Consider the following 11,368-nt stretch of genomic DNA (forward strand, 5'->3'; position numbering starts at 1 on the left):
GCATTCGGCCGGCGCGGCTCACCCCTCCGCCTCCAGCGCCTGCCGGACCTTCTCCGCAAGTTCACGCAAGCGGTAGGGCTTGGGCAGGAGAAGCATCCCAGGCCTCAGCCGGGTCTCATGCGCGCCGCTCTGCTCCGTATAGCCGGAGCTGAACAGCACGCGCAGGCCGCATCGGATGCGCTGCGCCTCGGCCGCCAGCTCAAGCCCCGTCATCTCGCCCGGCATGACGATGTCGGTGAAGAGCAGGTCGAACCGGGCGGCGCCCGTGAGCAGCCGCAGACCCTCCGCGCCGTTCGCCGCCACCGCGACATCGTAGCCGAGGCCGCGCAGCTGGCGGGCGGAGTGCTCCCGCACGAGCGGATCATCCTCGACCAGCAGGATGCGTTCGGAGCCGCCGCGGAAGGCCGCGTGGCCGGGGCGCGGGGGGGCCGCCGCCGCCTCCCGCGCGCGGGGGATGTAGAGGCGGATGGTGGTGCCAAGCCCCGGCGTGGAGGCGATGCTGGCATGCCCGCCCGATTGCTTGGCGAAGCCATAGACCATGCTGAGGCCGAGCCCGCTGCCCTTGCCGACCTCCTTCGTCGTGAAGAAGGGTTCGAAGGCGCGGGCCGCCACCTCGGGCGACATGCCCGTGCCCGTGTCCGAGACCTCGATCAGCACATAATCGCCCGCCGCCAGCTCACCCGTGGCGCCAGCCGGGACGGCGGTGAAGTTGGTCGTGGTGATCGCCATCCGCCCGCCGAACGGCATGGCGTCGCGCGCGTTGAGGCAGAGGTTGAGGATGGCGGTCTCCAGCTGCGGGCCATCCACCAGCGCCGGCCAGAGGCCGGGCATGCGCGTGACGACGATCTCCACCCGTTCATCGATGGCGCGGCGGATCAGCTCCTTCAGCGCGACCAGCAGCTCATCCACATCGGTGACGCGCGGGTTGAGCATCTGCTGCCGCGAAAAGGCCAGCAGCCGGCTGGTCAGATCCGCGCCGCGCTCGGCCGCGGCGAGCGTCACCGCCGCGACGGGGCTCAGCGCCGGATCGCCGTCGAGCCGCTCCAGCAGGATCTCCGCATTGCCGAGCACCACGGTGAGCAGGTTGTTGAAGTCATGGGCGATGCCGCCGGTCAGCTGGCCCACCGCCTCCATGCGCTGCGCCTGGCGCAGCTGCTCCTCGAGCTTGACGCGCTCGGTCACGTCCGAGTCGACGGCGAGGACGGCGCGCGGCGTTCCGTCCGGTTCGCGCAACAGGGTCTTGTGCGCCTCGACGATCATCACCTCGCCATTCTTGCGGCGCTGGCGCATCCTTCCAGTCCAGTGCCCGTCCCGCAGCAGGGCGTCCCAGGCCTCCCGGAAGGTTGCCGGATCGGCGCCAAGAAGCGACACGACCGAACGACCCTGGGCTTCCACCGCGGCCCATCCGTAGATCCGCTCCGCGCTGCGGTTCCAGTAGCTGATGCGCCCGTCCATGTTGTGGACCATGATGGCGTCGCGCGACTGGTCGAGCAGCGCCGCCTGCTCCTCCAGCTTGATCTGCGCGCGCTTGCGCTCCGTCACGTCGCGTTCCACCGCGACCCAATGGGTGTACCAGCCCGCCTCGTCCGCCACCGGCACGATGTCCAGCTCGACCCAGAACTCCTCCCCGGCCTTGGTCCGGTTGAGCAGTTCGGCACGCACCGGACTCCAGCGGGCCAGGGCGGCATGGATGCGATCCAGCTCGGCCCGGCTTGTGGTCGGCGCCTGGAGGATGCGCGGCGTCTTGCCGAGGACTTCCTCCGGCGCATAGCCCGTCAGCCGCTCGAAGGCCGCGTTGACATAGACGATGCGCGGGCCCGGCTGCTCGATGGGCTCTGCCTCCGTGATGAGGATCACGTCGTTCAGCTTGTCCACCACCGCCTCGAGCAGGCGCAGGCGATCCTCGCTGCTGCGCTGCGCGGTCACGTCGCGCAGATAGACGGTCAGGCCGCCCGTCGGCGTCGGATAGCCGGTGACGTCCAGCCAGCGTTGGCGGCGCGTGTCCCGGTGCAGGAAGCGCTCGCTCACGCCCCCGGCATGAACCTGGCGCAGGCGCTGGATGAGCGCGGCCTGGGCGCGGCCCGTCTCGCCCTCGTCGATCCCCCGCCCGACAAGCTCCGTCGCCGGGCGGCCCAGCATCTCCTCCGCCCAGGCGTTGACGTAGCGGAAGCGCCACTGGGCATCCACCGTGAAGAAGCCGTCGCTGATGCTCTCCAGCGTGGCGTTGAGCTCGCTGGCGAGCTCCTGTGCCGCGCGCTCGGCCTCGATCCGCTCCGTCACGTCCCAGATCACGACCAGGTGCGCAACGCGGCCGCGCAGCTGGATCGCCTGCCCACGCGTCTGCACGAGGCGCACCGCGCCTGTCGCGGTGATGTGCCGCCAAGGGCCCGAATCCGTGTATTCGGGGCTCAGCATCTCGACCATGGCCAGGGCCGCCTCGCGATCCTCCGGCGGGCGCACATCCAGGATGGTCTTGCGGCGGAACTCCTCGCGCGACATGCCGTAGGTGCGGATCGCCGCCGCGTTCACCTCGACGAAATGCAGCGTCTCACGATCATAGACCCACATGGGCGCGGGGTGCTGCTCGAAGAAATGGCGGAAATAGGCCTCGCGCTCGGCCAGGGCGAGGGCCTCGATCTTCTGCGCCGTCACGTCCCGCTGGATCGCGACCCAGTGGGTCAGCCAACCCGTGGCATCAGCGACCGGCGCAATCTGCAGGTCAGCCCAGAATTTCGTGCCATCGCGCCGGAAGCTCTCCACCTGCTGGCGGACCGGCAATCTCTGGCGCAGCGCCGCGCGGATGGCCTCGCGCGCGGGATCGGAGCTGCCCGGGCCGTCCAGGAAGCGCGGCGGCTGGCCGATGACGTCTTCGGCAGCATAGCCGGTCTGCTCCGTGAAGGCCGGATTGACGTAGCGGATCCGCGGCGCTTCGTCCGGCAAGGCGGCGGTGTCGCTGATGATGACGGCATCCGCGCTGGCATGCACCGCGCGATGCAGGAGCTGCGCCGATTCCGCCTCGCGCAGGCGGCGCAGCAGCGGCCGCATCGTGCTGCCGACCTCGCGCATGAGCGCCTTCACGGGCTCGATATCCGCGGGCACCTCGCGGAAGCTCAGCACCATGGAGTAGCGATCGTCATCCAGGCTGACGGGCGTGATGAGCTGCGCGCGGGCGCCGCGCTCGGCCGAGAGCTTGAGGCCCGGATAGCTGGCCAGCAATTCCGGCGTGAACTGGTGGAAGAACGCCTGCGCCTCGCCCCGGATGACCATGCCCGAGAGCGTGTTGTCCAGGTTGAAATCCATGGCGCGCAGGGATTCGATGTACTGCGCGTCGCCGACGGGCTGGTCGGTCCGGCCGCCCAGGATCTGCAGCCGCCGGCCATCCGGCGCGGTGCGGAAGAGCAGGCAGAGCATGCTGCCGGTGACCTCGCGCACCACCTCCATCGCCGCGTCGATCGCGTGCTGGGAGGTGGGCGCCTCGGCGTTGCTGGCCAGCATCCGCTCGCGCAGCCGGGCGCGGCTGGCCAGGCGCTCGCGCTCCGCCGTCTCCAGGCGGAGTTCGAGGAGATCCATCACCATGGCCGCCAGGTCGCGCATGGCGAGGGCTTCGGAGGCGGAGAGCCCGGCGCGTGGCGCCGTATCGACGATGCAGAGCACGCCGATCGGGTAGCCATCGGGCGTGATCAGCGGCGCACCCGCATAGAAGCGCACATGCGGCGCGCCCAGGACGAGGGGATTGGCGGCGCAGCGCGGGTCGAGCCGCGTGTCCGGGACGACGGTGATGTCGGCCTGCGCCAGCGCCAGCCCGCTGAGGCTGCTGACACGCGGCATCTCGTGCTCCGCGAAGCCATTGGCCGCCTTGAACCAGACGCGCGCCGCATCGACCAGCGAAATCAGGGCGACCGGCGCCGCCAGCGCATGCGCGGCCAGCCGGACGATGCGGTCGAAGGCGGGCTCGGGCGCGGTGTCGAGCACGCCGTAGCGTTGCAGCGCGGCGAGGCGCGCCTTCTCCCACGCATCGCTGCGCGTCGCGTCCGGCATCACGGGCCTCGCTCGCCCCGGCCGGCCGAGAGCGCCCGGAGGGCAACGGAAGATTCAGGCACGCAATCCCTCCGCCGCAAGCCGCCATGCCGGCGCCGCGTTCACGGCCTGTGGTACCGCGGGGGCGGTGTCCGCGAAACGCCGTTTAGCTGCAGAGATGTCGGCGAATGTGACGCATCGGGCAAAAGGTCAGGGCCTGTCTTCTTTCGTTTGGTCATGTTCGGTTTTGTAGCCGCCCGCGCCGTGCTGACCCGCGACGCGGCGCATCGGCGGGCACAGACATTCGCCTACATTTCATGGGACTTCCTGACAGGATCCGACCACTCGCAGCACCAACCGCGCCCTCACGCGACTAGTTTCCGTCCCGTGAGAATTTGGGGGACGGAGTGCGCAACTTGGATCTTGGCGGCGTGACGCCCACACAGGCCGAGCATGCGCTGCGCCGCCTCGCCGGCGGGGCGCTCGAACCCGATGCCGAGCTGGTGCGGCAGGCGGGGCTCTTGCTCGAGCGGCTGAGGCGGCATCACCCGGCCAGCTACGCCCATTCCTTCCGCGTCACGCATTGGACCATGGCGATGTGGCGCGCCGCCCCCGCCTGGCTGGGCTGCGGCGCAACCGCGCTGCTCGGAAGCGCGCTGCATGATGTGGGGAAGCTCTATGTGCCGGTCCGCAGCCTCGCCTCCCGGGAGCCGCTCGCCACCGATGAGCGCCGCCTGGTCCAGGCGCATGCCGCGGCCGGCGGCGCGCTTCTTGCGGCCCGCCGCTTCCCGCGGGCCATCATCGACGTGGCGGCGCATCACCATGAGCGTTGGGACGGCGGGGGCTATCCGAGCGGCCAGGCCGCGACCTCGCTCGCGCCGATCGTGCGCGCGGTCGCGGCCGCGGATGCCTTCACCGCGATGACCGAGCCGGGCCGCTCCTACCGGACGCCCTTCTCGCAGGAGGCGGCGCTGCGGGAGCTTGAGGCGTGCCGCGGCAGGCAGTTCGATCCGCAAGCCGTAGCCACCCTCATCCTGGCCGTCACCGAAGAGGCCGCGCCGGCGCCGATGGAGGCGCTGCCCCATGGGCGGCGGGCCGGCTTCCTCCGTCGCGTGTGCCTCGCCGCATGCGGCCGGGAGCTCATGCCGGCCGCCTTCTGATCCCTCCCGCCCCAGCATATGAGGTTGATGTCCATGGACCCGAACCTGCTGAGCTTCCCCGCGATGGATGGCGGATGGCATTCCCTCGGGGGCGCCGAACTCGATCCGGACTTCCGCGCCATCGTCGAGAGTGCCGAGGATTCAGTGATCGTCACGGATGCCGATCTCGACGCGCCCGGACCGATCATCCGCTACGTCAATCCGGCCTTCACGCGCCTCACCGGCTACAGCCGGCACGAGGTGGTGGGGCGCAGTCCCCGCCTGCTGCAGGGCCCGGGCTCCGACCCGGAGATGCTGCGCGCCATTTCGGCCACGCTGCGCCGGGGCGAGACGGCGCAGGGCAAGGTGATCAACTACGGGCGCAACGGGAAGCCCTACTGGATCGACCTCAAGATCTTCCCGCTCTTCGGCCCGCGGGGCGAAGTGCGGCGGTTCGCCGCCTTCCAGCGCGATTGCACGCTCGACCAGTTCCGGCTCGACGAGATGCGCAACCTCGCAGAGCGCGACGTGCTGACCGGCATGTCGAACCGGCGCGCCCTGCTGAACCATCTGCAGACGCAGCTCCTGGGCGACGGTGTCGAGCAGCTCTGCTTCGCCTATCTCGACATCGACCACTTCAAGCGCGTCAACGACACGCATGGCCATGCGGTGGGCGATGCCGTCCTCATGGGATTCGCGGATACGCTGGCGGGGCAGCTGCGCCGTACCGACCTGCTGGGCCGCCTGGGGGGCGAGGAATTCGGCGTGTGCATGCCGCATATCCGGCCGCCCGAGGCCCTCGCGCTGGCGGAGCGCCTCCGGCAGGGCGTGCAGGGCGCGCCCTTCGCGACGCCGGCGGGCCCCCTGCCCGTCACCTGCAGCATCGGCGTCAGCATGGCGCGGCGCGGTGACACCTTGTCCGACCTTCTCGGGCGCGCGGACGAGGCCCTCTATGACGCCAAGCGGGGCGGGCGGAACCGGGTGGTGAGACGATGACAGCCACGCCGAAATTTGTCCGGAGAAGAGATGCAAACAATGCATTTTTTGGCGCCAAACCCAAAGCAGGCCGAGAAATGTGCTTGATTCAAATCGTTGCGACGGAAAGGCGCTTTCACTAATGCTGTCGTTCCACGCGCCCGAGGTGAAGCGATACATGAATGTGGGTGTGCCCGCCGATCGGCCCATTCTCGTCGTCGAGGATGAGGACGAGGTGGCCGCGACGATCCTGACCATGCTCGAAAGGGATGGCTGGACGGCCATCCATGCCAGCTCCCTCGACCAGGGCCTGGCGCGCCTGCAGGAATTCGATCCGGCCATCGTCATCGTGGATCTGGGCCTGCCCGATGGCAGCGGGATGACCATCGTGCGCGAGGCCGCCGCCCGCGTGGCGACCGGCGTCATCGTCGTCAGCGGCCGGTGCGACGAGGTGGACCGGGTGGTCGGGCTCGAAGTCGGCGCGGATGACTATATCGCCAAGCCCTTTTCGGCGCGTGAGATGAATGCGCGCGTCCGCGCCCTGCAGCGCCGCATCGGCCGCGACCGGCACGTCGACGTCGGGCCTCGCATGGCGCGGGCGCCGCGCAAACCGCTCACCGTGCAGGGCACAACGCTCGATCCTGCCCGGCTGCGCGTCACCGGCGCGGATGGAACGAGCGCCAACCTCACCAGCGGCGAGGCGGAACTGCTCGCACAGCTGATCGAAGCCGGGGACGAACCGCTTTCGCGCGAGGTGGTGGCCGAGAAGGTGCTCGGGCATCGCCTGCAGCCGCAGCAGCGCGGCGTGGACCAGCTGGCGTCTAGCCTCCGGCAGAAGATCGAGCGCGTGTCCGGCGGCGCCATCCGCATCGTCGCCGCGCGCGGCAAGGGGTACCGCCTGATCGTGTAGGCGGCGTATCGGCGCGCCCGAGCCCAGCTGCCCGTCAGGAGCACCGCGGTGCCGCCGATCCGCCCTGGAAGACCAACGCTTAGGAGGCGATGATGCCGCAGGCCAGCTTTCCCTCCGCCACGCCGGCGCGCATCCTCGTCGTGGACGACGAGGATGCGATCACCGATCTGCTCGCGCGCTACCTGAGCCAGGCGGGCGCGGACGTCGTCCAGGCCTGCGACACTTGGGAGGCCGAACGCATGGTGACCGCCGATCCCAGCATCTGTGTCGTCATTTCCGACATTGCCATGCCCGGCCGGAACGGCCTCCTCCTCGCCGAGGCGTTGCAGTCGGGGCGCCCGGATTCGACGGCACTCGAGGTCATCATCATGACGGGCTACGCGACGACCGAGGCCGCCATCGCGGCCATGCGCGCGCGGGCCTTCGATCTCCTCCGCAAGCCGCTTCGCCTGGCGGAGATGACGAATGTCGTCTCTCGCGCGGTCGAGTCCAGCCTGGCGCGGCGCGCGCGGGCCGCCCGCGAGACGGAGATCCGGGAACGCGTGCGGCTCGCCGACGAGGAGAGGCGACGCCTGGCGCGCCAGCTGCAGGAGACCCAGTCGGGCCTGCGCGAGACGCGCTGCGCCCTGGAGAGCATCGAGCGGATGCGGGCGGGCATGCTCTCCGTCATCTCGCATGAGCTTCGCACGCCGCTCATCCCCGTGATGGGCTTCTCGGAGTTCATCGCAACCTCACCCGACCTTCCCGCGGAGGAGCTGCGTGAATACGCGATGCACATCCACAAGGCCGGCGGGGAGATGGTGAAACTGATCGACGTCGCGCTCGACATCGTGGCGCTGCAGGATGGCCTGGGCCTCGGCCAGCGATCTGGGGCTTGGGTCACCGCGTTGGTGGAGCGCGTGTTCCAGGCGCTGGCGGAGGTCGCGCAAGGGCGTGGCGTGAGCCTTCTGGCCGATGGCGCGTCAGATGTCCCTGTCTACGGTGATATCGACAGGATCGAGCGCGCGCTGCTGCAGGTGACGGACAATGCGATCAAGGCCTCACCGCCCGGCGCCGCGGTGACCGTGCAATGGCGGACGCAGAGCCCTGCCTCTACGCATATCGAGGTGCTTGATCGTGGATCCGGCGTTTCGGACGCTGTCCGTTCCGCGCTCGGCAGCGTTTTCCTCAAGGCAGAGGCGGGCCATGATCGCGCCTGGCCTGGTGCGGGATTGGGGCTGGCCCTGGTGCAGAGGGTCGTATCGGCCCATGGCGGGACCTTCCGTCTCAAGAACCTGCAGGGCGGCGGGGGCGCGGCAGTCCTCGTCTTCCCGCACCACGAAGTTCCGGCCTTGCGATCTGACTAGGCGAGCGGATCGAGATTCCGGTGGGTCGGTCTGTTCGGCTGCGTGGGAGCAGCGGGGGAGGCCGTCGGCGGCCATTGGCGTCGCTGTTGTTTTCCAACCAGTCCAACGAGCATCGCTCGCGGGTGGCGCGTCTTCAGGAGGGGATCGAGGCCCACGGCGATCGTGAGGTGCTGGAGGCGGCGCGTGCGTTGATCGCGCGGGTGGAGGTCCATCCGCCCGCGGAGGGCTGCGGTCGCCCGCGGTTGGAGTTGCTGGGCGAGCTCAGCGCGATGCCGGCCGCTGCTGGTGTGGAAGGTGTTGGCGGAAATGCAAGAAGCCCGCTGACTTTCGTCAACGGGCTTGGTTGTTCTGTATCGGGTGATGCGGGGACGCATAGACAGCTTGATTTGCTGCTGGCCGCTTAGGACGCGGCCACCACCCGATCGACCCGACTCGTGCCTCGCCGGATCAGGCCTCAGGAACATCCGATGCCCCCGCTATTGAAGTCGGGCTTGGATGGCACTTCGAAGAAGAAGGTACGAAAGCCCCGCCAAACCCGTTCGTTTATCGCCCTGGCGCTTCGGCTTCTCCTGGGGCTGCGGCCTCGATGCGCTTGAACTCCGCCATCAACCGCGCCAGCCGTGCGACGAATTGAGCGTTCGCAGCCTTCATGTCGGCGGCCAAGGGCGCTCTTCCGTCGGGCAGGACGGCGATCCGCCAGGAACGGTCCTCGTCCTGCTCAACCCATCCGCGGCGGCGAAATCCCACCAACTTCCGGCGCACCGTCTCGCGTGGGATCCCGGTGACCTCGGCCAATCGCTGCGCATTGGTCCAGCCAGGACCGGTGGGGCGGCCATTATATGTCAGCGCACCGGCATCGCCTGAGCTACGCGCCCCCCGCAGCTTCTCCGCCAACGGGCCGAGGCCAAAAGCCGCCAGCAGCAGCGCATCCTCGAGGTCACGGAAATGGGCCCGCAGATCGGCCATGTGCCCCACGAAGAAGACCGACCAGGCCATGTGGTATTCGGCGAAACGCTCGGCATAGGCGCGCCGGAACGCCTCCTCCGGTGACGGGTAAGGCTGTCTGGCAGGGGCGGCACGTCGCGTCATGAGGGCTTCCCTCGGATGTGCCCAAAATGGGCGCCCTCATTCTTGCGGCCCTGTCATCCAGGGGGCAAGCCAGTCACTGTCACGGGGAGAAACAACAGCATGACCGTCGAGATCAGCCTGGCCGGCCAGGTGGCCATCGTCACAGGGGCGGGAGCTGGCATCGGCCGCGCCTCGGCCGAGGCGCTGGCACGCGCGGGGGCCGCCGTCATCGTGAGCGACCGCGACGCGGCGACGGCCGAGGCCACGGCCGCCGCCATCCGCAACGCGGGCGGCGAAGCCCTGGGCCTGGCCTGCGACGTGACGGAAGAGGCGGCGCTGGGCGCGCTGGTCCAGGCGGCCATCACCGACTTCGGGCGGCTCGACATCCTCGTGAACAATGCCGGCGGCGGCGGGCCCAAGCCCTTCGACATGCCCATGGCCGATTTCGAATGGGCCTATCGCCTCAATGTCTATTCCGTCTTCCGCCTCTGCCAGCTGGCCGCGCCGCACATGCAGGCTGCAGGCGGCGGCGCCATCGTGAACATCTCCTCCATGGCGGGCGAGAACACGAACAAGCGCATGGCCTCCTACGCCTCCTCCAAGGCGGCGGTGAATCACCTCACGCGCAACATCGCCTTCGACCTCGGCCCCATGGGGATCCGCGTGAACGCCATCGCGCCCGGCGCCATCAAGACGCAGGCCCTGGCCCGCGTGCTGACGCCCGAGATCGAGGCCGCGATGCTGAAGCACACGCCGCTCGGCCGCCTGGGTGCGGCGGAGGATATCGCGAATGCCGTGCTCTTCCTCTGCTCGCCGCTCGCCGCCTGGGTCAGCGGCCAGGTGCTGACGGTCAGCGGCGGTGGCGTGCAGGAACTGGATTGAGAGAGGAGACACCCATCATGGCCTATGATCCGCTCGCCGCCTTCCGCATGCACGGGCATGCCGCCATCGTCACCGGGGGCGCGCAGAATATCGGCGCCGGCATCGCGCGCGCCTTCGCCGGCGCCGGCGCCCGCGTGATGATCGCCGACCTCGACGGCGCCAAGGCCGCCGCGACCGCCACCGCCATCGCGGCCGAGACCGGGCAGGAGGTGCGCGGCATGGCCTGCGACGTGACGAAGGAGGGCGACATCCAGGCCCTGGTCGCCGCCACCGTGGCGGCCTTCGGCGGCCTCTCCACGCTGGTCAACAACGTCGGCTGGGGCGGCGTGAACCCGGACCCGCTGGCCGTGACCGAGACGCAAATGCTGGACAGCTACAAGCTGAACACCATCAGCGCCTACCGGATGACAGCCGCCTGCGTGCCGCATCTGTTGCAGGCGAAGAACCCGTCGGTGATCAATTCCGGCAGCTTTTCCTCGGCCGTGCCGGCCTATGACATCCTGGCCTATGCCACGGCCAAGGCGGCGCTGAACCAGATGATGGTGAGCCTGGCGCATGCGCTGGCGAAGAAGGTGCGCGTGAATTCCGTGCTGATCGGCACCGTCATCACGCCGGGCTATGCCGCGGCCGGCATCGATGCCGCGACGCAGGAGCGCATGATGCACCCCGATACGCTGACCGGCCGCCCCGGCACCCCGGAAGATGTAGCGAACGCCATGCTCTGGCTCGCCTCGCCCGCCGGCGGCTGGATCAGCGGGCAGACGATCAACGTGCATGGCGGCGGCGGCGTGGTGCGCCTCTTCGGGCATTGAGGCCAGCACCTCTCCTCCTCGCGCTGTTGGCACTCGCGGCGCCCGCGCGGGCGCAGATGGCGGGCAATGCGACGGGCCTGGGCGGCCCCGGCACGGCGGACCTGCCGGCGCTGGCGGAAGGCTCGACCATCGCGGCCGTGCGGGTGGAGGGCGCTGACGGCACGCCCGTGGCGGCCGCGACCGAGGCCGCCGCGCGCCGCGCCTTCGGCCTGGCACCCG

At 69.7% G+C, this 11,368-nt stretch carries 10 protein-coding genes; 8 read left to right on the plus strand and 2 right to left on the minus strand.

Annotation, left to right across the window (positions count from 1 at the left end):
• Positions 1–18: 18 nt before the first annotated feature.
• Entirely contained in the window at positions 19–4,038 is a 4,020-nt protein-coding gene (locus tag KTR66_RS07000; protein ID WP_213611786.1) for a PAS domain S-box protein, read from the minus strand.
• 410 nt (positions 4,039–4,448) lie between these two features.
• Between KTR66_RS07000 and KTR66_RS07005 the strand changes: the two genes are divergently transcribed.
• The 5 genes from KTR66_RS07005 (at position 4,449) to KTR66_RS07025 (ending at position 8,791) form a co-directional block, all read left to right on the plus strand.
• Complete coding sequence (locus KTR66_RS07005) at positions 4,449–5,177, plus strand: HD domain-containing phosphohydrolase (RefSeq protein ID WP_213611787.1); 729 nt, start codon at positions 4,449–4,451, stop codon at positions 5,175–5,177.
• 33 nt (positions 5,178–5,210) lie between these two features.
• Complete coding sequence (locus tag KTR66_RS07010; protein WP_213611790.1) at positions 5,211–6,152, plus strand: GGDEF domain-containing protein; 942 nt, start codon at positions 5,211–5,213, stop codon at positions 6,150–6,152.
• Between the two features lie 121 nt (positions 6,153–6,273).
• On the plus strand, positions 6,274–7,041 hold the full coding sequence (locus KTR66_RS07015) for a response regulator transcription factor (protein ID WP_213611792.1): 768 nt from the start codon (positions 6,274–6,276) through the stop codon (positions 7,039–7,041).
• A gap of 92 nt (positions 7,042–7,133) precedes the next feature.
• On the plus strand, positions 7,134–8,387 hold the full coding sequence (locus KTR66_RS07020; protein ID WP_213611794.1) for a hybrid sensor histidine kinase/response regulator: 1,254 nt from the start codon (positions 7,134–7,136) through the stop codon (positions 8,385–8,387).
• Positions 8,388–8,461: 74 nt separating this feature from the next.
• Positions 8,462–8,791, plus strand: a complete 330-nt coding sequence (locus KTR66_RS07025; RefSeq protein WP_213611796.1) for a hypothetical protein — start codon at positions 8,462–8,464, stop codon at positions 8,789–8,791.
• A 139-nt stretch (positions 8,792–8,930) separates the two neighbouring features.
• Here the strand turns inward: KTR66_RS07025 and KTR66_RS07030 are convergent, their stop codons facing one another.
• Positions 8,931–9,383: a helix-turn-helix domain-containing protein gene (locus KTR66_RS07030; protein WP_213611798.1), complete on the minus strand. Its 453-nt coding sequence runs from the start codon at positions 9,381–9,383 to the stop codon at positions 8,931–8,933.
• A 192-nt stretch (positions 9,384–9,575) separates the two neighbouring features.
• Here KTR66_RS07030 and hdhA point away from each other — a divergent pair, with 192 nt between their 5' ends.
• The 3 genes from hdhA to KTR66_RS07045 form a co-directional block, all read left to right on the plus strand.
• Entirely contained in the window at positions 9,576–10,337 is a 762-nt protein-coding gene (gene hdhA / locus KTR66_RS07035; RefSeq protein ID WP_213611800.1) for a 7-alpha-hydroxysteroid dehydrogenase, read from the plus strand.
• A gap of 17 nt (positions 10,338–10,354) precedes the next feature.
• Positions 10,355–11,149: an SDR family oxidoreductase gene (locus KTR66_RS07040; protein ID WP_213611802.1), complete on the plus strand. Its 795-nt coding sequence runs from the start codon at positions 10,355–10,357 to the stop codon at positions 11,147–11,149.
• Positions 11,146–11,368 (plus strand): hypothetical protein (locus KTR66_RS07045; protein WP_213611804.1); only part of this gene is annotated, 223 nt, incomplete at its 3' end. The genes KTR66_RS07040 and KTR66_RS07045, both read left to right, overlap by 4 nt.

The organism is Roseococcus sp. SDR (assembly GCF_019083995.1).
Classification (GTDB): Bacteria; Pseudomonadota; Alphaproteobacteria; order Acetobacterales; family Acetobacteraceae; genus Roseococcus.

Excerpts from the sequence above, each read along its gene's own strand:
- KTR66_RS07000 (WP_213611786.1), bottom strand. The coding sequence starts at position 4,038 with ATGCCGGACGCGACGCGCAGCGATGCGTGGGAGAAGGCGCGCCTCGCC.
- KTR66_RS07010 (WP_213611790.1), top strand. The coding sequence starts at position 5,211 with ATGGACCCGAACCTGCTGAGCTTCCCCGCGATGGATGGCGGATGGCAT.
- KTR66_RS07015 (WP_213611792.1), top strand. The coding sequence starts at position 6,274 with ATGCTGTCGTTCCACGCGCCCGAGGTGAAGCGATACATGAATGTGGGT.
- KTR66_RS07020 (WP_213611794.1), top strand. The coding sequence starts at position 7,134 with ATGCCGCAGGCCAGCTTTCCCTCCGCCACGCCGGCGCGCATCCTCGTC.
- KTR66_RS07030 (WP_213611798.1), bottom strand. The coding sequence starts at position 9,383 with ATGGCCTGGTCGGTCTTCTTCGTGGGGCACATGGCCGATCTGCGGGCC.
- hdhA (WP_213611800.1), top strand. The coding sequence starts at position 9,576 with ATGACCGTCGAGATCAGCCTGGCCGGCCAGGTGGCCATCGTCACAGGG.
- KTR66_RS07040 (WP_213611802.1), top strand. The coding sequence starts at position 10,355 with ATGGCCTATGATCCGCTCGCCGCCTTCCGCATGCACGGGCATGCCGCC.